The organism is Nitratireductor soli, from assembly GCF_001050155.1.
Taxonomy (GTDB): Bacteria; Pseudomonadota; Alphaproteobacteria; order Rhizobiales; family Rhizobiaceae; genus Nitratireductor; species Nitratireductor soli.
On the sequence record NZ_LFVY01000022.1, the window covers coordinates 35,990 to 57,105 of the forward strand.

22 protein-coding genes are annotated in these 21,116 nt (G+C 64.4%); 10 read left to right on the forward strand and 12 right to left on the reverse strand.

The window, feature by feature from the left end:
• Nucleotides 1-29: 29 nt before the first annotated feature.
• Nucleotides 30-2,339 carry a xanthine dehydrogenase family protein molybdopterin-binding subunit gene (locus AB843_RS22435; protein ID WP_048649186.1) on the forward strand — a complete coding sequence of 770 codons (2,310 nt, stop codon included), beginning with the start codon at nt 30-32 and terminating at the stop codon, nt 2,337-2,339.
• A 65-nt stretch (nt 2,340-2,404) separates the two neighbouring features.
• On the forward strand, nt 2,405-3,358 hold the full coding sequence (locus AB843_RS22440; RefSeq protein WP_048649144.1) for a DMT family transporter: 954 nt from the start codon (nt 2,405-2,407) through the stop codon (nt 3,356-3,358).
• Here AB843_RS22440 and AB843_RS22445 read toward each other — a convergent pair.
• The gene (locus AB843_RS22445; protein WP_048649145.1) at nt 3,353-4,171 is read right to left on the reverse strand and encodes a helix-turn-helix domain-containing protein; all 819 of its coding nucleotides are present in this window, start codon (nt 4,169-4,171) and stop codon (nt 3,353-3,355) included. The genes AB843_RS22440 and AB843_RS22445 overlap by 6 nt on opposite strands.
• 138 nt (nt 4,172-4,309) lie before the next feature.
• On the opposite strand from AB843_RS22445, the gene AB843_RS22450 reads away from it, so the two are divergent.
• Nucleotides 4,310-4,714 carry a hypothetical protein gene (locus AB843_RS22450; protein WP_048649146.1) on the forward strand — a complete coding sequence of 135 codons (405 nt, stop codon included), beginning with the start codon at nt 4,310-4,312 and terminating at the stop codon, nt 4,712-4,714.
• A 70-nt stretch (nt 4,715-4,784) separates the two neighbouring features.
• On the opposite strand, the gene AB843_RS22455 is transcribed toward AB843_RS22450, so the two are convergent.
• The 4 genes from AB843_RS22455 to AB843_RS22470 all read right to left on the reverse strand — a co-directional run bounded on the left by AB843_RS22455 (nt 4,785) and on the right by AB843_RS22470 (nt 8,025).
• Nucleotides 4,785-5,690, reverse strand: coding sequence for a hypothetical protein (locus AB843_RS22455; RefSeq protein WP_048649147.1), 906 nt, complete (start codon nt 5,688-5,690; stop codon nt 4,785-4,787).
• Nucleotides 5,691-5,773: 83 nt separating this feature from the next.
• Entirely contained in the window at nt 5,774-6,634 is an 861-nt protein-coding gene (locus AB843_RS22460; protein WP_048649148.1) for a uracil-DNA glycosylase, read from the reverse strand.
• A 125-nt stretch (nt 6,635-6,759) separates the two neighbouring features.
• The gene (locus AB843_RS22465; RefSeq protein WP_048649149.1) at nt 6,760-7,332 is read right to left on the reverse strand and encodes a hypothetical protein; all 573 of its coding nucleotides are present in this window, start codon (nt 7,330-7,332) and stop codon (nt 6,760-6,762) included.
• 93 nt (nt 7,333-7,425) lie between these two features.
• A complete protein-coding gene (locus AB843_RS22470) occupies nt 7,426-8,025 on the reverse strand; it encodes a DUF2585 family protein (protein ID WP_053086180.1) in 600 nt (199 codons plus the stop codon).
• A gap of 297 nt (nt 8,026-8,322) precedes the next feature.
• Here AB843_RS22470 and AB843_RS22475 point away from each other — a divergent pair, with 297 nt between their 5' ends.
• Nucleotides 8,323-10,005, forward strand: a complete 1,683-nt coding sequence (locus AB843_RS22475; RefSeq protein ID WP_048649150.1) for an electron transfer flavoprotein-ubiquinone oxidoreductase — start codon at nt 8,323-8,325, stop codon at nt 10,003-10,005.
• Between the two features lie 5 nt (nt 10,006-10,010).
• Entirely contained in the window at nt 10,011-10,838 is an 828-nt protein-coding gene (locus AB843_RS22480) for a class I SAM-dependent methyltransferase (RefSeq protein WP_082143964.1), read from the forward strand.
• Nucleotides 10,839-10,844: 6 nt separating this feature from the next.
• Here the strand turns inward: AB843_RS22480 and AB843_RS22485 are convergent, their stop codons facing one another.
• Complete coding sequence (locus AB843_RS22485) at nt 10,845-11,864, reverse strand: endonuclease/exonuclease/phosphatase family protein (RefSeq protein WP_048649152.1); 1,020 nt, start codon at nt 11,862-11,864, stop codon at nt 10,845-10,847.
• A gap of 58 nt (nt 11,865-11,922) precedes the next feature.
• Nucleotides 11,923-12,816 (reverse strand): LysR substrate-binding domain-containing protein, encoded by an 894-nt coding sequence (locus tag AB843_RS22490; RefSeq protein ID WP_082143965.1) that lies wholly within the window; start codon nt 12,814-12,816, stop codon nt 11,923-11,925.
• Between the two features lie 12 nt (nt 12,817-12,828).
• On the opposite strand from AB843_RS22490, the gene AB843_RS25775 reads away from it, so the two are divergent.
• Entirely contained in the window at nt 12,829-13,107 is a 279-nt protein-coding gene (locus AB843_RS25775) for a hypothetical protein (protein WP_157384589.1), read from the forward strand.
• A 58-nt stretch (nt 13,108-13,165) separates the two neighbouring features.
• Here AB843_RS25775 and AB843_RS22495 read toward each other — a convergent pair whose 3' ends face one another.
• The 3 genes from AB843_RS22495 to AB843_RS22505 form a co-directional block, all read right to left on the reverse strand.
• On the reverse strand, nt 13,166-14,665 hold the full coding sequence (locus AB843_RS22495; protein ID WP_048649154.1) for an AMP nucleosidase: 1,500 nt from the start codon (nt 14,663-14,665) through the stop codon (nt 13,166-13,168).
• 92 nt (nt 14,666-14,757) lie between these two features.
• Nucleotides 14,758-14,934 (reverse strand): hypothetical protein, encoded by a 177-nt coding sequence (locus AB843_RS22500; RefSeq protein WP_157384590.1) that lies wholly within the window; start codon nt 14,932-14,934, stop codon nt 14,758-14,760.
• A gap of 25 nt (nt 14,935-14,959) precedes the next feature.
• Nucleotides 14,960-15,139 carry a hypothetical protein gene (locus AB843_RS22505; RefSeq protein ID WP_048649156.1) on the reverse strand — a complete coding sequence of 60 codons (180 nt, stop codon included), beginning with the start codon at nt 15,137-15,139 and terminating at the stop codon, nt 14,960-14,962.
• 314 nt (nt 15,140-15,453) lie between these two features.
• On the opposite strand from AB843_RS22505, the gene AB843_RS22510 reads away from it, so the two are divergent.
• On the forward strand, nt 15,454-16,155 hold the full coding sequence (locus tag AB843_RS22510) for a glutathione S-transferase N-terminal domain-containing protein (protein ID WP_048649157.1): 702 nt from the start codon (nt 15,454-15,456) through the stop codon (nt 16,153-16,155).
• Between the two features lie 402 nt (nt 16,156-16,557).
• Here AB843_RS22510 and AB843_RS22515 read toward each other — a convergent pair whose 3' ends face one another.
• Together AB843_RS22515 and AB843_RS22520 are read right to left on the reverse strand one after the other, a co-directional pair.
• The gene (locus AB843_RS22515) at nt 16,558-16,902 is read right to left on the reverse strand and encodes a DUF2147 domain-containing protein (protein ID WP_048649158.1); all 345 of its coding nucleotides are present in this window, start codon (nt 16,900-16,902) and stop codon (nt 16,558-16,560) included.
• Nucleotides 16,903-17,026: 124 nt separating this feature from the next.
• Complete coding sequence (locus tag AB843_RS22520) at nt 17,027-17,926, reverse strand: ABC transporter substrate-binding protein (protein ID WP_048649159.1); 900 nt, start codon at nt 17,924-17,926, stop codon at nt 17,027-17,029.
• A 144-nt stretch (nt 17,927-18,070) separates the two neighbouring features.
• Between AB843_RS22520 and AB843_RS22525 the strand changes: the two genes are divergently transcribed.
• Genes AB843_RS22525 through AB843_RS22535 form a run of 3 tightly spaced genes read left to right on the forward strand, consistent with a single transcriptional unit; the run spans nt 18,071 to nt 20,923 of the window.
• Nucleotides 18,071-19,063, forward strand: coding sequence for a FecCD family ABC transporter permease (locus AB843_RS22525; protein ID WP_048649160.1), 993 nt, complete (start codon nt 18,071-18,073; stop codon nt 19,061-19,063).
• Nucleotides 19,060-20,103: a FecCD family ABC transporter permease gene (locus AB843_RS22530; protein WP_082143966.1), complete on the forward strand. Its 1,044-nt coding sequence runs from the start codon at nt 19,060-19,062 to the stop codon at nt 20,101-20,103. The genes AB843_RS22525 and AB843_RS22530 overlap by 4 nt, the downstream gene beginning before the upstream one ends.
• Nucleotides 20,096-20,923: an ABC transporter ATP-binding protein gene (locus tag AB843_RS22535; RefSeq protein WP_048649161.1), complete on the forward strand. Its 828-nt coding sequence runs from the start codon at nt 20,096-20,098 to the stop codon at nt 20,921-20,923. The genes AB843_RS22530 and AB843_RS22535 overlap by 8 nt, the downstream gene beginning before the upstream one ends.
• Nucleotides 20,924-21,116 lie beyond the last annotated feature (193 nt).

Below are 21,116 nucleotides of genomic sequence, written 5' to 3' on the forward strand. Positions count from 1 at the left end.
GCGCTGCGATTGGCCAGAAGGAATTCCGCATGACCGTGATGACGCCAAAATTCGGCATGGGCGCTTCCGTCCGCCGCAAGGAAGATGCTGCTTTCATCACCGGCAAGGGCCGCTATACGGACGATTTCTCGCCCGAGGGGACGCTGCATCTCTATGTGCTGCGTTCGCCGGTCGCCAAGGCCGGTTTCACCATCGCCTCCATCGAAGAGGCCAGCGCCGCGCCGGGCGTGCATCTGGTGCTGACGGGCGCCGATGTGGCGCATCTGGCCGATCTGAAGTCGGGCGCCATGCAGAAGCAGCCGGATGGCAGCCGCGCGCCGACGCGCGATATTCCGATTCTCTGCCGCGACCGGGTTCACTATGTCGGCGACGCGGTGGCGCTGGTCGTCGCCGAAAGCCGCGCCCAGGCGCAGGACGCGGCCGAACTGATCGACATCGACTTCGAGGATGAGGAAGCCATCGCCGGCACGGCCGGCGCGCTGGCTGACGGCGCGCCGCTGGTCTGGCCGGAACTCGGCACGAACCGCGCCTTCCAGTATCGGATCGGCGACAAGGACAAGACCGAAGCAGCCTTCGCCAGGGCCGCCCATGTGACGCGCGTCGCGTTCGTCAACAACCGGCTGGTCTGCAACTACATGGAGCCGCGCGCCGCCCTTGCCGAATGGCGCGATGATGAAAACCGCTTCGTGCTGACGACGGGTTCGCAGGGCGTTCACTCCATGCGCGGAATTTTGAGCCGCACCTTCGGCATCGATCCGGCCATGCTGCGCGTCATCACGCCCGACGTCGGCGGCGGGTTCGGTCCGAAAACCTTCGTCTACCGCGAATACGCCATGGTCATGGAGGCGGCCAAGCGCCTCGGCCGGCCGGTCAAGTGGACCGGTGACCGCAATGAGCATTTCATGACCGACGCGCAAGGCCGCGACAATGTGGTGGCGGCCGAGATGGCGCTTGACGAGGAAGGCCGGTTCCTCGGGTTGCGCGTCGACCTGACCGCCAATATGGGCGCCTACATCTCGCAATACGGCCCGTTCATCCCCTTTGTCGGCGCCTCCATGTCGACCGGCGTCTATGACATCCAGGCGCTCGACGTGACGATCAACGGCGTCTACACCAACACATGTCCGGTCGATGCCTATCGTGGCGCCGGGCGTCCCGAGGCGGCGTTCCTCTTGGAGAAGCTGGTCGACGCCTGTGCCCGCGACCTGGATCTCGGCCGCGAGGAAATCCGCCGCCGCAATTTCATCCGGCCCGAGCAGTTTCCCTACCGCACCCAGACGGGCCGCCTGTACGATGTTGGCGAGTTCGAGGCGCATATGGACTTGGCCATCGAGCGTTCGGGCTGGAACGATTTCGACACGCGGCTGGCGGCGTCGCGCAAGGCGGGCATGCTGCGCGGCATCGGCATGGCGACCTATATCGAGGCCTGCGCCTTCGCCGGCTCCGAACCCGCCCATGTGCGGCTGAATGGCGACGGCACGGTGACGGTGCTGATCGGCACCCAGTCGAACGGCCAGGGCCACGCCACCGCCTATGCGCAGTTCGTCGCCGACAAGCTCAATCTCGACATCGACAGGATCACCGTGCGCCAGGGCGACACGGACGAGCTCGCCTCCGGCGGCGGCACGGGCGGCTCGCGCTCGATCCCGCTCGGCGGTGTGTCGGCCGCCCGCGCCGGCGAGGATCTGGCCGAGAAGATCCGGCGGATCGCCGCCGATGAACTGGAAGCCTCGGTCGACGACATCGAGCTTGTCGATGGCGCCGCGCGCATCGTCGGCACCGACCGGCAGGTGGATTTCGCCGGCATCGCCAGGGCGGCCAAACAGCCGGAGGATTTGCAGGGCTTCGGCGAATTCGTCCAGGAGGAGGCGACCTATCCCAATGGCACCCACATCTGCGAGGTCGAGATCGACCCGGCGACGGGCAAGGTGAACGTCTTGGACTATTGGATCGTCGACGATTTCGGCGCGACCGTGAATCCGATTCTCCTGGCCGGCCAGGTGCATGGCGGCGTCGCGCAGGGGCTTGGCCAGGCCTTGACCGAGGACACCGTCTATTCGGAAGACGGGCAGTTGGTGACGGCCAGCTTCATGGACTATGCCATGCCGCGCGCCGACGATCTGCCTTTCATCCATTTCGAGACGCGCAACGTGCCGTCCACCACCAACGCGCTGGGCATCAAGGGGGCGGGCGAGGCCGGCACCATCGGCGCCACGCCGGCGGTGCTGAATGCCGTCACCGATGCGCTGTACCGCGCCCATGGCGTGCGCCACATCGACATGCCGACGACGCCGTCGCGCGTCTGGCAGGCAATCCAGGAGGCCAGCGGCGGATTGTGAGCAACCCTCTCTTATGCATCTCGCCGCTCCGCGCGGTGCGCGCCGCTCCGACAAGGTCGTAGATCATGCCCGCCGTGACGGAACTTGGCGTCGAACGCCGGCCTCTTCTGGGCATCGCGCTAAAAATCGTTTCGGTTTCCATCTTTGTCGTCATGTCATCGCTGATCAAGTCAGCGGGAACGGTGCCGGCGGGCCAGATCGTCTTCTTCCGATCGTTCTTTGCCATCTTTCCGATCCTTGCCATGCTCGCCTGGCGGCGTGAATTGGCAACGGCCTTCCGCACCACGCATCCCGTCAGCCACATCATGCGCGGCCTGGTCGGCGTCACCGCCATGGGGCTCGGCTTTTTCGGCCTGACCCGCCTGCCATTGCCCGATGCGATCACCCTCAACTATGCGCAGCCTCTCATCGTCGTCGTCTTCTCTGCCGTCTTCATGGGCGAGGTGGTCCGCATATACCGCTGGAGCGCCGTGGCGGTCGGCTTCATCGGCGTCGTCGTCATCGCCTGGCCCAAACTGACGCTGCTCACGGGTGGCGCCGGGCTTGGCTCGGGGCAGGCGGTTGGCGTCATCGCCATCCTGTGTGCGGCCGCCGGTTCCTCGGTTGCCATGCTTTTGGTGCGCAAATTGGTGCAGACCGAGAAGACCGCGACCATCGTTCTGTGGTTTTCGGTGACGGCGACGATCCTGGCGCTGTTTTCCATTCCGTTCGGCTGGGCCGATCTGTCGCGCGATCAATATCTGGCGCTCGCCGGCGCCGGCGTGTGCGGTGGCGTGGCGCAGATCCTGATGACCGAATGCTACCGCCACGCCGAGTTGTCGACCATCGCGCCGTTCGAATACACTTCGATGATCCTCGCCATCATCGTCGGGTACTTCGTCTTTGGCGACATCCCGACGCTGTACACGCTGATCGGCGGCGCCATCGTCATCGGCGCCGGCCTGTTCATCATCTGGCGCGAACGCCAGCTCGGCCTGAAGAACCTTGCCGCCCGGCGCTTCGTGCCGCCGAGCTCATGAGGATTTGTCCTGCAGCCGGCGCAGATAGGCCGCCGTTGCCGCGTCTGTCGGGAAAAAGCTCTCGATCGCCAGTTCCGACAGGCTGACATCGAGGGGCGTGCCGAAAACGGTGGTGGTCGTGATGAACGACAAATCCTCTCCGCCCAGCCGAAGGCGCAGGGGGATCGCGATGCGCTCGGCTTCGTCGGGTCGTGGCTGCGGTCCCGTATTGCGCGTCGGATAGGCGGCAAGCTCCTTCTCCAGCGCAGCGAGTTCAGGATCGGCATAACGATCGTTCAACGCGCGCAACCGTTCGAGCGCATGGGCTCGCCATGCCTCCAGATTGAGGATGCACGGCGCCAGTCCTTCCGGGTGCAGGCTGAGACGCAGGACATTGACCGGCGGCCGCAGCAGGTCGGCGTTCCGCACGCCTTCGAGAAACGGCATGATCGCCGTGTTGGCGGCGATCATCGTCCAGTGCCGGTCGATCGCGAGGGCCGGATTGGGCGCATGTCCGTTCAGCACGAGTTGCACGGCGTCCATGGCCGGCTTCAGGGCCGGGTCATCCAGCGACCGCTCGGAAAAGCTTGGCGCATAGCCGGCCGCCAGCAGCAGGCGGTTGCGCTGCCTGAGCGGCATCGACAGGCAGTCCGACAGGTGCAGGACCATCTCGCGCGACGGCGCGGAGCGGCCGCTCTCGACGAAGCTCAAATGGCGCTGCGAGATGCCCGCTTCGAGCGCCAGGTGCAATTGGCTCATGCGCCGGCGCTGCCGCCATTCGCGCAACAGGTCGCCGATGCCCTCGGTGGAGCGTGTCTTTACCATCCTGATCATGCGGGCAAGGTTAGCGCATCGCAATGAACGTTTCCATTACCTCACGCGTAATCGCCAGCAGGCGCAAACCGGCGCACCCTGCGACATCGCCCGACCGATCGGGCGGGAAACTCAAACCATGACCGAGGAGTTTTTGACATGCCGCTTGCCATCTCACCGTTCTTGCGCAGGGTCCTTTTCATCGATGCAGCCGTCAGCGGCGCCGCAGCCCTGCTGCTGCTTCTGGGGGCGGGTTTGCTGGAGCCGCTTCTCGGCCTGCCGCAGGCGCTGATGTTCTGGGCCGGAGCGATCCTGGTTCCGTTCGTCGCGCTGCTGCTGGTCGTTGCCCGCCGCCAGCACGCGCCGCGCCTTCTCCTGCTCGATATCGTCATCGCCAACGCGCTCTGGGTGGTCGCCAGCTTCGCCCTGCTGGCCGCCGGAGGCATTGCCCCCACCGTGTTGGGTGTAGCGTTCGTCGTCGCGCAGGCCCTGGCGGTGGCGTTGTTCGCCATGCTTCAGTGCGCTGGCCTGAGGTCTTCGCCCCGCCATGACGCCGCCGCCTGAGCGCCGTTACCCCCTTGCCGGTCAGGCAAGGGGGTAACGGGGGAATGCTCCGCTAAACCCGATCGTAGTGCTAGAATCCACCCTGCGGGCTCGACCACAGCGTGCCGGTGCGCTCTTCGTCTTTCAGGCTTGTCGAGCCGAAATGATACCTGAAGCCCACCAGCAATCCGTGCGATTTGCCGCTGATATCGGCTCCGCCGTCGTCCTTGCCCGACAGGTTTTCGAAGCGATAGCCGCCAAAGGCGCTGACGGGGACTTGCGACAGGCGGTAATGGGCGATGGTTGCCACGGAGAACCCGTTCGCCCTGGCATCGTCGGCGCGCCAGTGTTTTATCGCACCTTCGAGATCGAGGCGCAGATTGTCGCTGAGATAGTAGCGCGCCCCGGCCTTCGCCGAAGCTTCATCCAGGTCCGCCTCGTCAAGGAATATCTTGCCGGCGCCGGCCTGGGCGAAAAGCGTTGTCCGGCTAAGGAAATAAGCCGCTTCCAGCCCGCCGGAAAACGCCGTCATATCCTGATCGAAATCGAGTGCGGCCAGTTGCGACAGCGTTCTCGAGCCGGCGCGCGCCGTCCCGACATAGGCACCGACCGCGTATTTCTCCGGTCGTCGGAAATAACCGTGTGCCGTGCCTGAAACGGCATCGGCCGAAACGCCGTCCAGATTGACCCTCCGGTAAAGGCCGTCGAGCTGAATGTTCCAGCCGTCGCCGATCTCGCGGTTGGCCACGCCGCGCAGTTGCCAGAGCGAGCCCGTATTGTCGGCGCCGTCGAAATCGCCGCTCGTCGCGCTCTGGCTGAATTCTGCGAACCCCGAAGCCCCTGTGCGGATATCGATCAGCGGAGGCAGCTTGTCGAACGCATCGTTGCGCTCCGGCGGTGTGGGAACCGTCAGGTCGGCGCCGATGGCAGGCGGGATGTTGTTGAGGAAAAAGACAAATAACAGAACGCGCCCCCCGGAAGCTACGCGAACGCACATGTTCGTCTCCGGGATAGAGGTTGAGGCGCAACTGTGCCGGCAACGCGGTTAAGTTGGGGTTAAACGGAGCGTAAACGGGAAGGTCAGCCCTTCAGGCTCGCTTCCAGCTTCTGTTTGATCGCGAGGAAATCGCGCCAGGCGAGCATCTTGTGCGCCGGGTTGCGCAACAGATAGGCCGGATGCAGCGTCGGCATGGTCGGGATCTGCAGGCCCGAAGGCGTTTCATGCACGGCCCAGGTGCCGCGCATGCGCATGATGCCGGTTTGCGTGCGCAGCAGCAGCTTCGTCGATGGATTGCCCAGCGTGACGAGAATCTTCGGTGCTACCAGTTCGATATGCCGCTCGATGAAGGGGCGGCAGATCTCGGTTTCGAGCGGCGAGGGGTCGCGATTGCCTGGCGGACGCCAGGCGATGACGTTCGAGATGTAGACGGAGCTTCGGTCGAGACCGATCGCCGCCAGGATGCGGTCGAGCAGTTTTCCCGAACGACCGACGAAGGGCAGGCCCTGAATGTCCTCGTCGCGGCCCGGCGCCTCGCCGACGAACATGATCGGCGCCTGCGGATTGCCGTCGGCGAACACGGTGTTCTTCGCCGTGGTTTTCAGATTGCAGCCGTCGAACGCTTCGAGCTGCGCGCGCAGTTCCTCGAGGCTTGCGGCGCTTGCGGCGATCTCGCGTGCGCGCGCCGCCTGCGCGTCGTCGGGGACGGCGGCGGTCGGTGCGACGGGCGCCGGTCGGGACGGCTGCTTCCGGTGGGCTTGCTGACTGGGGGCTGTTTGGCCCTGCGTCTGGGGCGCTTGCGGTGCCTGTGGTCGGCTGGCGGCACGCTGCTCGGCCTCCAGCCGCGTCTCGTCGAAACGGTCGGCTGGCGCGTCCCATAGGGGCTCGTCCACGCCGGCATCGGCGTAAAACGTCAGAAGCTCCCTGAGACCTGCGGAATCCATTCCGGCCTGTTCCTGTTTGCGCTTGGAGACTGTTCGAGAATGCGCCGCGTCAGATGCCCGCGCATTAGAATGATCAAACGGCCTCGGAGGCCGCACTGTCTTCCGCTTTCACCGCCGATGCAAGTTCACGACGATGGAATGCGCGGATCCTGCACCAGATAAAAGATCGGCTGCGGCGTGAGATCGGTGATCAGCAGGCGGAACATCACGGTTTCGCCCGGATCGACCTTGCCCTCCTGAAACAGGAGCCGGTCATAGGGTTCGAATTTGTTGTCATAGGCGGCAAAACGGCTGGACCCCAGGTTCCTTTGCCCGACTTCGCGCTGGTTGAACGACAGCCCGTCGCCATAGACGCTGGGCTGGCCGCGCTCTTCCTGCAGTTCGAATTCGAACTCGATCCAGGCGAGCCCGCTGCCATTGATCGTCTCGATCTCCATATAGAGAAAGCCTTCGCCGGAGCGTTCGTCGGCCGCATAGCGGGAAACATCCCCGGTGGTACGGATCACCAGAACCACCGCCGCCGTGGTCGACAATTCCTGCGTCAGGATCACCGGATCGGTGCGCGTCCCGCTGCCCTCCACGGCGCGAATGCGGAACCCGCCCAATTCGTCGGAAAAGGAATAGCTGCCGGCATGCCAGCGCCCGTCATCGCCCGGTCCGGCGCCGAGGAGCAGCGCAAGCAGCGGCATGAGGAGCATTGGCGCGATGCGGGGCAGGGCGGTTCCTCCCTTGGTCGCCCCATTCTACCGCCAATACGGGTGCAGGAAAATCGGAATCGCCGCAGCGGCGGCTCAGCCGCCAACCTGCCAGCGCGAGATGGCCTCGGACGGGTGGACCAACTGCAGGATGTTGAGCGTCAGATTGTCTCTGATCATGTATGCCATGAAGATCTCCGTCACCACCACCAGGACGACGCTCAGCCAGACCGGCGAGACGCGCGCCACGAGGAACCCGAACATCGCGGCGAACGTGTCCGACAGCGAATTGAGGATGCTGTCGCCGAAATAGCCCTCCGCAAGCGCCGACTGACGGTAGCGGTCGATCACCGCCGGCGTGTTCTCCGCCATTTCCCAGGCCGCTTCCACGCCGACCGCCAGCGCCAGCCGCAGCCCCATCGGCAGGCGCGGCGCGACAAGCCAGAGAATGACGTAGAAGATCAGCCCGTGCAGCACGTGCGAATAGCTGTACCAGTCGGTGATGTGCTGCGAGGTCTCGGGGCCGGAGGCCTCCGGATACCATAGTTTGACCGTACCGCAATCGCAGATCGCCGGATGGCCCATGATCACCAGAAATGCCGTTTGCACGGCAAGAATGCCGGCGATGAGGATGGTGCAGGCAAGCGCCGGGCTTTGCCGGTATGTCCTGATGATCCAATTGCCCTGCTGATCCAAATCCTTGGCCTCCCGACTGGCTTCGATCCGCCAGTTTGCGCCGATTCGCCTCGCCGCGTGAAATCGCTTCTCGAAGGAACTGCATGCATGATATTGACGTTTACGTTAAAGTAATAAGAATGGTGGCCGGGGCGATAGACGCGCGGTGTCGTTTTCGACGGTTTCGCGGCTAGCGGGGATGCGCTATAGCGCGGTCATCGAAAGCTTTTCCGGCAAGAGGGCCATGGCGTGTCCCCCGGGAGCAGGGATCGGTTTGGTGCGGCAGAAGCCAAGGCCATGAAATCAGCGGAGGGTTGAATGAGCGAAGCGGAACGCGAAAGCATGGAATTCGATGTGGTCATCGTCGGTGCCGGCCCGGCCGGACTGGCCGCGGCGATCAGGCTCAAGCAACTCGATCCAGAGCTTTCCGTGGTCGTTCTGGAAAAGGGCGGCGAGGTCGGCGCGCACATTCTCTCCGGCGCCGTGGTCGATCCGGTCGGCATCGACCGCCTGCTGCCCGATTGGCGCCAGGAGGAGGATCATCCCTTCAAGACCCCGGTGACCGAGGACCGTTTTCTGGTGCTTGGGCCTGCGGGTTCCATGCGCCTGCCGAATTTCATGATGCCGCCCCTGATGAACAATCACGGCAATTACGCCGTGTCGCTGGGCAATGTCTGCCGCTGGCTGGCCGGCCATGCCGAGGCGCTGGGCGTCGAAATCTATCCGGGCTTCGCCGCCGCCGAAGTGCTCTACAATGATGAGGGCGCGGTGATCGGTGTCGCCACGGGCGACATGGGCGTCGAGCGCGATGGGTCGCACGGCCCGAACTATCAGCCGGGCATGGCTCTGCTCGGCAAATATGTGCTGATCGGCGAGGGCGTGCGCGGCTCTCTGGCCAAGCTGCTGATCGCCAGGTTCGGTCTCGATGAGAACCGCGAGCCGCAGAAATTCGGCATCGGCCTGAAGGAACTCTGGGAGGTCAAGCCGGAAAACCACAAGCCCGGCCTCGTCCAGCATTCGTTCGGCTGGCCGCTCGACATGAAAACCGGCGGCGGGTCGTTCCTCTATCATCTCGAAAACAACCAGGTGGCGGTCGGTTTCGTTCTCCACCTGAACTACAAGAACCCGTTCCTGTCGCCGTTCCATGAGTTCCAGCGCTTCAAGACGCATCCGGCGATCCGCGGTGTCTTTGATGGCGCCAAGCGCATCTCCTACGGCGCCCGCGCCATCACCGAGGGCGGCTTCCAGTCGGTGCCGAAGCTCGTTTTCCCTGGTGGCGCGCTGATCGGCTGCTCGGCCGGCTTCGTCAATGTGCCCCGCATCAAGGGCTCTCACAATGCGGTCCTGTCCGGCATGATGGCCGCCGAGCATGTGGTCGAGGCGCTTGCCGCGGGCCGCGGCAACGATACGCTCGAAGCCTATGAGAACGCCTGGCGCGCCTCCGACATCGGCAAGGACCTGAAGAAGGTGCGCAATGTGAAGCCGCTCTGGTCGCACTTCGGCACGGTGCTCGGTGTCGGCATTGGCGGCTTCGACATGTGGATGAACACGCTGTTCGGTTTCTCGCTGTTCGGCACCATGAAGCATGGCAAGACCGATGCCGCGGCGCTCGAACCCGCCGCCAATTACAAGCCGATCGACTATCCGAAACCTGACGGCGTCCTCACCTTCGACCGCCTGTCCTCGGTGTTCCTGTCCAACACCAATCACGAGGAAGACCAGCCGGTCCACCTGCAGGTGAAGGACATGGACCTGCAGAAGACGTCGGAATATGCCGTCTATGCCGGCCCGTCGTCGCGCTATTGTCCGGCCGGCGTCTATGAGTGGGTGGATGGGGATGGCAACGCGCTGACCGACGGCAGCGATGCGGCCGATGCGCGCTTCGTCATCAACGCGCAGAACTGCGTCCACTGCAAGACCTGCGACATCAAGGACCCGAACCAGAACATCAACTGGGTTCCGCCGCAGGGCGGCGAGGGACCTGTCTATACGGGAATGTAAGCCAATTGTCCGACGAGCACACCACTGTGATCGACGAGGAAGCGCTGGCCGAGGCCTATAACCGCGCGCTGGCGCTGGAGAAAGCCGGCGATTTCGACGCGGCGGCGACCGCCTATGCCGAGGTGCTGCGGCTCGATCCCGCCGATCATGGCGGAGCTGCCGTGCGGCTGGCCAGCATGGGACGCGGCGAGACGCCGCCCAAGGCGCCCGACGCCTATGTCGCGACGTTGTTCGATCAGCACGCCGGCGATTTCGAGAGCATCCTCGTCGACCAGCTCGGCTATGACGTGCCTTTGCTGGTGCGCGAAGCATTGCTCGTGCACGCGCCGGGCCCCTATGCGCGCATGCTGGATCTCGGCTGCGGCACCGGCCTTAGCGGGGAGACCCTGCGCGACATGGCTGGCCATATCACCGGCGTCGATCTTTCCGAAACCATGCTCGAAGTGACCGACGAGAAGGAAATCTACGATGCGCTCTATGCAGGCGAGGCCGTGGACTTCCTGGAAAACGCCGATGTCGAGCCGTTCGATCTCATCACGGCGACGGATGTCCTGCCCTATGTCGGGCATCTGGAGGCGTTCTTCGCCGGCGTTGCGGCCAGCACCAATCCGCGGGCCGTCTTCGCCTTTTCAAGCGAAACGCTCCCCGATGCGGTGATGGATGGCCGCCCATTCATGGTCGGCCCGCACCAGCGTTTTGCCCATGCCGAAACCTATCTGCGCGAAACCCTTGCTGCCAACGGCCTTGCCTGCCTTTGTATCGAGCCCATCACCGTGCGCCACGAAATGGGCCAGCCGGTGCCGGGGCATCTGGTCCTGGCGCGTAAGGGGTAGGTGCGTTCAAGCTGGTGCGCCGTCGCTCGATCCCGCCTGCAGCACGCCATCCACATCGTCATGCTTGCGCGGCAGCACGCCGAACTCGAACAGCACCGGCAGGTGATCGGAGCCTGTTTCCCCGAGCCGTTTCACCGAGAGCGGCACGATGCGGCCCTTGGTGAAGATATTGTCGATTGGCAGGCCGGCGATCCGCCGAATGCTTTGAGGAAAGACCGGCAGGAGCCAGGTCGGACCGATGCCGCTGAGCATCGTCAGTTCGCCGGCGGCGGCCAGGCGCCGGGCAGTCATGCTCCATGGTGTCGCATTCAGGTCCCCTGCCAGGATCGCCGTGTCGCCCAGTTGCTTGATCGCCGGTATGACGCGGCCCGTCTGCCGGTGTTGCTCGAACGGCCAGGGCCAGCCGAGATGCAGGGCGGCGACATTGACCGCGCTGCCGCCGAAATTGACAGCGGCCACGGCCATCGATCCGCGATCGTAGCAGGAAGCCGCCGATGGGTGCAGGAATGGCCGGCGCGACAGGATCGCCACGCCGCCGATCCGTGCCGGCGGCGGACAGATGATGCGGTAGGGATAGGTCGCTTCGAGAAATTTGAGCTGTTCGACCCACATGCGCGACACTTCGTTGAGCGTCACCACGTCGGGACGCGTCTCGCCGATGACGGAAAACACCGCCTTTGGCGTTGCGTTGTCGTAGCGCAGGTTCATCTGCAGCAGCCGGTAATGTGCTGCAGGAGCGGCTGCCGCTTCGGCCGAGGCTGGCCCGGCCCGCATGCCCGGCGCCAGGGTGGCACTGATTGCCGCCAGGCCAAGCACGGCACCGGCCGCGCCGATCTGCCTCCATCCCTTGAAAAAGACCAGCGGCAGCGAAACCAGCGCCAGCAGCAACGCCAGATGCAGGCGGAAATGCGCCATCGAATCGAATGCCGGATGAACGCCGCCCCAATAGCCGGCCACCAGCGGAACGCTGATCAGCGTCGCCAGTATGGCCAGGAGTGGTGGGAGCAGGCGGTGAATGTCGAGCATATGCGCTTCTAACGAATGAAATGTGGTGGGAGCAAGGTCGGCCGCGGTCCGTTACCGGTTACGCTGCCCGCGGCGCCAGCGCACGTTCCGACAGGATCCAGTCGCGGAAGGCGCGAACCCGGACATCGTTCAGCCGCTCCGGCGGATAGACGATGTAATAGGCCTTTATCGCCGGCACGGTGAGGTCGAACGGTTTTACAAGCGTGCCTGCGGCGAGCTCCTCGTCGGCAAACCCCGAATAGCCCATCACGATGCCCTGGCCGTGGATGGCCGCGACGACAGCCATGGAACAATCGGGGAATTTCAGACGCTTCGCCGGCTTTACATCGGTCGCGTCTGCAGCCTCCAGCCAGGTATCCCAATCGTCGTGCGGGCATTCCAGAAGCGTGGCCTTCGCCAATGCTTCGACCGATGACGCGCCGGCCATCTCTTCCGCCACTGAAGGCGCGCAAAGCGGCGATACGCTGCAACTCAGCACCAGATCCGAACAAAGGTCCGGCCATGCGCCCAACCCGTGACGCAGCGCCAGATCCGCCTCGCCGGCCGAAAGGTCGGCCAGCCGATTGGTGCTGAGGATCGAGATCTCGATGTCGGGATGCCGGGTGCGGAAGCGGTCGAAGCGCGGCATCAGCCAGCGCACGCCGATCGACGCGGACAGGCTTACGGTCAGGGGCCGCGACAAGTCGGGACCGACAAGCGCGCTCGTCGCCCGGGTCAACTGGGCGAAGGCATCTTCCACGCCGACGCGGTATCGTTGGCCGGCATTGGTCATGCATAGCCCGCTCGCCGTTCGCCGCAGCAATTGCTTGCCGAGTTCCTCTTCCAGCCCGCGCAGCCTGTGGCTGACGGCGCTCGGCGTGATGCCCAGCAGATCCGCCGCGCCGGCCAGATTGCCCATCCGCGCCACCGCTTCGAAAGCCTGGAGCCCGCGCAGGGAAGGAAGTCGTCGCATCGTCAACTCCGGTTGAGAAAAATTCAAATCCGAACTGAAATCTTCGCGTTTGCCGATTGGGCATTCTGGCTCGATCTTGCAGCGATGTGTAGAAAATTCTTCAAGAAGCTGATTTCGCGAAAGCCGCGACCTGAAAAGTCCGCGTCAGCCGACGGCAATGCCGCCGATCCCGCTCGTAAGCTGACCGCCATGCTCATCCCGGGCCCGCCGGGAGCGGCCGACCATCTCATGGGTTCATTGCTGATGCACGATACGCTGACCCGCCGGCGCCCGCGCGGCAGGCGAGGGTGAGTGCGCCATCCTCCGCCAGCAGCGGAGCGACGGCCCCGCTCCTCGCATGGGCGGCTGGTTACTGAAACGCTGTCTCGAAGAAACTTCTGAGCTTGCGCGAATGCAGCCGTTCGGGCGGCATGGCCGCCAGTTTCTCCACCGCCCGCATGCCGATCTTCAGATGCTGCGAGACCTGCCGCTTGTAGAATTCCGTCGCCATGCCCGGCAGTTTCAATTCGCCGTGCAGCGGCTTGTCGGAGACGCACAGAAGCGTCCCGTAAGGCACGCGGAAGCGGAAGCCGTTGGCGGCGATCGTCGCCGATTCCATGTCGAGCGCGATGGCACGCGACTGCGATAGGCGCTGCACCGGTCCGCGCTGCTCGCGCAGCTCCCAATTGCGGTTGTCGATGGTGGCGACGGTGCCCGTGCGCATGATGCGCTTCAACTCATAGCCGGAAAGGCCGGTGATCTCGGCCACCGCTTCCTGCAGCGCCACCTGCACCTCGGCCAGCGCCGGCAGCGGCACCCAGACCGGCAGGTCGTCGTCGAGCACATGGTCTTCGCGCACATAGGCATGCGCCAGGACGTAGTCGCCCAGCGCCTGTGTGTTCCTGAGGCCGGCGCAATGGCCGAGCATCAGCCAGGCATGCGGCCTGAGGACCGCGATGTGGTCGGTGATCGTTTTGGCGTTGGACGGCCCGACGCCGATATTGACCATGGTGATGCCGCAATGGTCGTCGCGCGTCAGGTGATAGGCGGGCATTTGCGGCAGGCGTGCCAGCGTGTTGCTGCTCGGGCTCGTCTCGCCGGCCAGCGTCACGATGTTGCCCGGCTCGACGAACGATGTGTAGCCTTGGCCGCCCTCGGCCATTATCTCGCGCGCCAGCGCGCAGAACTCGTCGATGTAGAACTGATAGTTGGTGAACAGAACGAAGTTCTGGAAATGATCGGGCGTCGTTGCCGTGTAGTGAGCCAGCCGGTGCAGCGAATAGTCGATGCGCTGCGCGGTAAACGGGGCGAGCGGCAGCGGCTCGCCGGGCGGCGCTTCATAGGTGCCGTTGACGATATGGTCGTCGGTGGCGTTGAGGTCGGGCACGTCGAACAGGTCGCGCAGCGGCCGCTTCAGCCGGTCGGCCACCGAGGCCTCGACATAGGTATCCTTCAGGAAGGCGAAGTGCAGCGGGATCGGCGTCTCCGATTCCGAAACGGTGATCGGCACGCCGTGATTGCGCAGCACGAGGCCGAGCTGGTCGATCAGATAGTCGTCGAACAGGTCCGGACGCGTGATCGTCGTGGCGTAGACGCCGGGCGCGGCCACATGGCCATAGGCGAGCCGCGTGTCGATCTGTGCGTAGGAGCCGGTCGCCAGGCTGATCTCGGGATAGAATGCCCGGTAGCGCCGGTCGCTCTCCCCGCTTTCGGCGAGCTCGACGAAAGCATCGCGCAGGAAGGCGGTGTTGCGCTCGTAAAGCGCCTTCAGCGCGGCGACCGCCTCGCCGGCGTCCATGAAGCTCTTTCGGGCGAATGGCTCCGGGCAGGAGATCGTTTGGATGGGTTGTGGGTAGATTCGCTTTTCCATGACCTTTTATATGGAAATTCCTTGTCTTCTCAAGGCCCGTCGAAAACGCCCGCGGTTTGCTTGCCCGCGGCTTGCTTGAAAGACAAAAACCTTCAGCGCGCCCGCTTCAGGCTCACCATCAGCACAAAGCCGGCGCCGCTCGACTTCTCATAATGGCCCTCGATGATGTTTTCATGGCCGGCGCGCACATTCTGCACCGCCAGCAGCGGCGAACTGATCACCACAGCCACCGCCAGGCCTTTCGCCATCTGGATCAATGCGTGAAACATGCCTGCCTTCGCCCCGCGCATCATGTCACCAGCGCGCCGCAGGCACACACGCGCCGCTGGGCTGTGTGCCGCAGGCGAATGGCCGGTTGTCCTGCCAGTCATGCGACGGCCGGCTGGCCTCGGCGACCAGAATGGCAAGCCCCATGCCGAACAGGGCGGTGATCAGGCAGACAATGGTAAAGCGGCGCATCAGCATGGCGTTCATCCCTCATTCTTGCCGCAATCATGCGGTGGGCCGGCTGAACCGGCTCTGAGAGGGACATTCATCCGTCGTTCAGCAGTGTTAACGGGCCTGTTCCGGCCTGAAGCATTTTTGCAGTCAGGCGGTTTCACCTGACGTCCGCACAAATGCGGAAAATGAAGAGATGGAGCGGGGCAGCGTTTCCATGAAACGATGAACCGATCTTATGGCGGATGGTTTACCGTCCGCCTTGTTGCAAATTCTTTGAACTTTGCTTACCTGCCTTTTGCTGCCACGATCCTCCCGACCGCGCGGCCCGAAACCTGGAGGCAATACGCATGACCACCCAGACCAAGCCGATCGAACTGCATTACTGGCCGACCCCGAATGGATGGAAGATCACCATCTATCTGGAGGAGGCGGGTCTTCCCTACGAGATGCACTACGTAAACATCGGCAAGGGTGAGCAGTTCGAGCCGTCTTTCCTGAAGATCGCGCCGAACAACCGCATGCCGGCGATCGTCGATCCCGAGGGGCCGGGCGGTCAGCCGATCTCGGTTTTCGAATCCGGCGCCATTCTGCAATATCTCGGCCGCAAGACCGGCCAGTTCTACCCGAGCGACGAGCGCGCCCGCGTCGAGGTCGATCAATGGCTCTTCTGGCAGATGGGCGGGCTGGGGCCGATGGCCGGCCAGGCGCATCATTTCCGCCAATACGCGCCGGAAAAAGTGCCCTACGCCATCGACCGCTACACCAATGAGGTCAACCGTCTCTACGGCGTCATGAACAGGCGCCTCGCCGACCGCGAATTCCTGGCCGGTGAATACTCGATCGCCGACATGGCGTCGATCGGCTGGGTCAAGCCACATGAGAACCAAGGCCAGGACCTGAACGATTTCCCCAATCTCAAGCGCTGGTTCGAAACCATCATGGCCCGCCCGGCCGTCATCCGCGCGCTTGAGGTCGGCCAGGAGCACCGCCGCAACATCGCCGAGGACAAGGAAGCCCAGAAGGTCCTGTTCGGCCAGCGCGCGCGGTAGGACGCGCGCCATTCCGCAGGGCTGGCTATTCTACTGCGGCGTCGGCGGGCGCTCTTTAACGTCGCGTCATCCCCCTACTCCCCGCGTGCGGGGAGTAGGTCCCGGCAGGGGGATGAGGGACGTGAGCCAGCATTTCTGGTTCGCCCGCTCGTCCCGCTGTCCCCTCGATCTTTGGCGCTCGCCCCTCATCCTCACCTTCTCCCCGCCAGCAGGGAGAAGGGGTCCTTGACGCTTACGGACCACCTCCACCCGCGTCACCAACTCGAAGCTCAGAGTTCATGACGGGAACGGCTGCATTGTTCCCAATTGCCTGCAACGGCCAACATGCGATTGCCCTGCCGCTTGCGGGAGAAGGGCCCGGTAAGCGGATGAGGGGCGGGTGTGGCCGCTGCGCGCCGCCGCTTACAAGCGCGACCAGGTCTGGTTGCGGCAGATCAGCCCGCCCAGCACGCAGCCGCCCATCTTCAGGCTGTTGCCGGAAATGCTGCCCTTGCCATTATAGGTCTTGTCGTTGGCCGGGTCGGTGATCTTGCCGGTGTATTTGCCTTCGCCGGCAGCCTTGAACGTGCCGATCTTCTTGCCGGCGTGTTGGCCAGTCTTCAGCGTGATGCAGAAGGAGCCGCCGCACGAGGCGATTTGCGCCGTGCTGCCGGCCTCCGTCTTCCAATTGCCTTCGATCGGATCGGCCATCGCCGCACCCGCGGTCACGGCCAGCATCGCCGCCACAACAAGAAATCTGCGTATCATTTCTTTCGTTCCTCCCGAACAAAGCCGTCCCGTACGGCTTACGCAAACGTAAAAGTAATTCAAACCTCGTCGCGCTGCAATTGCCGTGTGAGCCTTGCATGCAGGATGGTTCGGGTAGGGGCTGTCACTCCACCCCGTAGATACGGGCGATGTCGTCGAGCATCAGATTGGCCGCCAGGACGCCGCCGGCGGTGTTCCAGATCGTGTCGTCCACGGCGTAGACCTTGCCCGCCTTCACCGCCTCCAGCGTCTGCCACAGCGGATCGGCGAGCACGTCCTTGGCCAGTTTCGTCGCCTCGCCATCGCCCGGCTCATAGGTGAAATAGAACAGCCGGTCGCCATCCATGTCCGGAATGCTTTCCTTGCCGACCTTCAGGACGAAATCGTCGATGTCCTGGTTGGCCGGCCGCGCAAAGCCGACCTTGCCGAGGATGAAGCCGGAAAAGCTGTCCTTCTGGTAGATGCGGATATGGCCGGGCATGAAGCGGACGACGGAGATCTTTTCCTTCACGTGGTCGCCAAGCTCGGTTGCCAGCCTTGCCGCATGTGCATCGAAATCGGCCAGCACCTTGTCGCCTTCGGGCCCCTTGCCCACGGCCTTCGCCCAGAGCTTGAAGTTGATGCGCCAGTCGCCGCGCAGCCGCTCCGAGATGACGGTCGGCGCGATCGCCGAAAGCTGCTCGTAGATCGCCTCGTGGCGCAGCTTGGTGCCGAGGATGAGGTCGGGCTGCAGGGCGGCGATCAGTTCGAGATTGACCGCGCTTTCCTTGCCGACCGGCTCGACGCCCTCCATCTGCCCGGCAATGTGCGCATACCAGGGATCGCCGTTCCAGGAATTGACGGCGCCGACCGGCTTTACACCCAGCGCCAGAAGCGCCTCCGTGCCTTCATTGGTCAGGACGACGATCCTTTGCGGCGCGTCGGGCACCGCCGTCGTGCCCATGGAATGCTCGATCTCCGCCGCGCGCGCGCCAGGCGCGACAGCCAGCAGGGCGGATATGACCAACAACGATAGGATGCGCATCTCAATCTCCTGTGCTGCCGGGAGACGTCCCGGATCGGGGTCCGTTCAATCGAAAAGCTGGGCGGGCTTGTCAAGTTTGAAGTTGACATTGTTGGTCAACTTCTGAAAACCCCAGATCGGGAAAGGGCCGGGAAAGAGAGTGCAATGCCGCGTTACGCTTTAGGTCTGGGCCTGATCCTTCTGACCGCGCTTCTGGCGGCGGCAAGCCTGCATCTGGGCATTCGCTACACGCCGACGGGCGAGGTCTGGCGCGCACTGAGCCAAGGCGGCGACGACCAGGCGGCGCTGATCGTCACCACCCTGCGCCTGCCGCGCACCCTGATCGCCCTGGTGGTCGGCGGCGCGCTCGGCCTTTGCGGCCTTCTCCTGCAGACGGCGACGCGCAACCCGCTGGCCGAGCCCGGCCTGCTCGGCATCAATGCGGGGGCGGGGTTCGCGGTCGTCGTCCTGGTCGTCCTGACCAATGTCCAGTCGCTGACGGTGATCGCGCTTGCCGCCTGCCTCGGCGCGCTGCTGTGCGCGGCGCTGGTCTTCGGCCTGGCCCTGTCGGCCGGCGGCATGTCTTCGCCGGCGCATCTGCTGCTCGCCGGCGTCACCATCGCCGCCCTGTTCGCCTCCGGCATCCAGATCGTCATCGTCGCAGACGAGCGCACCATGGAGGAGCTCCTGTTCTGGCTTTCGGGCGGCTTTGCCGACCGCGATCTGCGCCTTCTGGCGCTTGCCGCTCCGGCCAGCCTCGTCATCGCGCTGGCCTCCTGGCGTCTGGCGCCGATGCTCGACGCGCTGATGACCGATGATGCAACCGCTCAATCGCTTGGTGTCCCGGTGCTGCGCACACGCTTCCTGGTCCTGGTGCTGGCGGCACTCCTGGCGGGGGTCAGCGTCGCCGTTGCCGGCCCCGTGGTCTTCATCGGCCTGGCCGCTCCGCATCTGGCCCGCCTGAGCGGTCGGCAAAGCCACGGCGTGCTGATCCCGCTTTCGGTTCTGATCGGTGGCGTGCTGGCGCTTGCCGCCGACATTGCGGCGCGTTTCGTCATCTACCCGTCCGAGGCGCCGGTCGGTGTCCTGCTTGCCGTCATCGGCGTGCCGACGCTGATCTATCTCCTGCAACGCAAGCGCCTGGGAGCGGCCGCGTGACCGCTCTGTCCGGCACATCCGGGCTGCCCGTCACCCTCGGGCGCGGCGGCAAGGTTGCGCTTCTGGCGCTCACGGTGATTGTCCTGGCGGTTGCAAGTGTCGGCTTCGGCAGTTCCTCCATGTCGCCCGGCCGCGTCCTTCTGGCGATCATCGGCGAGGGCGCACGCAGCGACACGGTCATCGTCTGGTCGCTGCGCATGCCGCGCCTGCTCATGGCGGCGCTCAGCGGGTCTGCGCTGGCGCTCGCCGGCTTCGTGCTGCAGCGCGCCACCCGCAATGCGCTGGCCGCCCCTTCCGTGCTCGGCATCGTCGATGGCGCGGCCTTCGGCGTGATGATCTTCCTGTTCATCTTCAGCAATGAATCGAACGCGCTCACGGTCAGCATATTATGGCAGCCGCTGGCCGCCGCCTCCGGCGCCCTGGTGTTCGCGCTCGCCATCATTCTGCTGGCCGTCAGGACCGGCGCGCCACCCTTGCGCATCATCCTCTATGGCGTGGCGCTGGGGGCGCTTGCCAAGGCCGGCGTCACCCTGTTCATGATCGACGGGCCGGTTCATCGCGCCAGCCAGGCGGCGATCTGGCTGGCCGGTTCCGTGCACCAGGCGCGCTGGAGCGACGTGTCTACGCTGGCCTGCGTGCTCGCCCTGATCGTTCCGCTGACAATGCTTTTGACCCGCCGCATGGACCAGCTCGAGCTCGACGAACAGAGCGCTGCGGCCACCGGCCTGCCGGTGCGCGCGACGCAGTTGATGCTGTTTGCGCTGGCCACGTGCCTCACCGCGGCGGCTGTCTCGTTTTCTGGCGCAATCGGCTTCGTCGGCCTGGTTGCGCCGCATGCCGCGCGGCTGGCGATCGGCGGTCGCGCCCTGCCGCAGGCGGTGGCCGCCGCCCTGATCGGCGCGGCGATGGTGGTGGCGGCCGATCTCGTCGTGCGGGTCGCCTTCGCCCCGCTCGAAGTGCCCGCAGGCGCCGTGACCGCGGTTGTCGGCGCGCCTTATTTCCTGTTCATCTTGCTGCGCGCGGGAAGAGTTCATGCCTGAGAACAATAAATCCGAAATCGAATTACGCGGCGCGGCGCTTGGCTACGCCGGCAAGCTGGTGTTTGAATCCCTTGATCTGTCCATCCGCGCCGGCCGGCTGACGGCGCTTTGCGGCCCCAATGGCTGCGGCAAGTCGACGGCGTTGCGCGCCATGCGGGCGATGCTGCCGGCGGAGGCTGGCGACGTCCTGCTCAAGGGGCGCTCCGTTTCGGAATTCCCGGCCAAGGCGCTGGCGCGCGAGATCGCCATGCTGACGCAAAATCCCAGCGCACCGGAGGAAATGACCGTGGCTCATCTGGTGTCGCTGGGCCGCTATGCCCATCGCAACGGCTTTTCCGCCGATGCGCGCGCCGACCGTGCGGCGGTGGCCGAGGCCCTCGACAGCACCAATTTGGCCAACCTTGCCGAGCGCCCCATCGGCACCTTGTCGGGCGGCCAGCTCCAGCGGGTCTGGATCGCCATGGTCCTGGCGCAGGCGGCGCCCGTGATCCTGCTCGACGAACCGACCAACCATCTCGACATCGCCCACGCGCTCGAGGTCCTGTCGCTGGTGCGCCGGCTCGGCGCCCAAGAGGGCAAGACCGTCATCGTCGTGCTGCACGATCTCAATCTCGCCGCGCGCTTCGCCGACGACATCGTCTTCTTCAGTGGTGGCCGGGTGGCAGGCAGTGGGGAGGTGGATGAAGTCTTCCGTCAGGAACTGATCGAGGATGTGTTTGGCATCGAATACATCGTGCGACGCGAAGAAGCGTCCGAAAGACCCTATTGCATCCCCCTCGCGGCCTGCCCGGCACGCCGTGACCGGCTGGTGCAGCTTTGAATTTTCAGAAAATTGTCTCTTCTAGCGTGCCGCGTGGTTAGCGAAGTGTTGCCGTCGCAGTCACCCCAAAAGCCTGTCCAAAAGCCGCGAAGCCCGCTTTGGCACGGATTCCGATGCTTAACAAATTCAAGCATTTACTGAAAATTTGAACTTTGTTTTCTTCAAATTAAGCACAAGATTTAACGGCGATTTC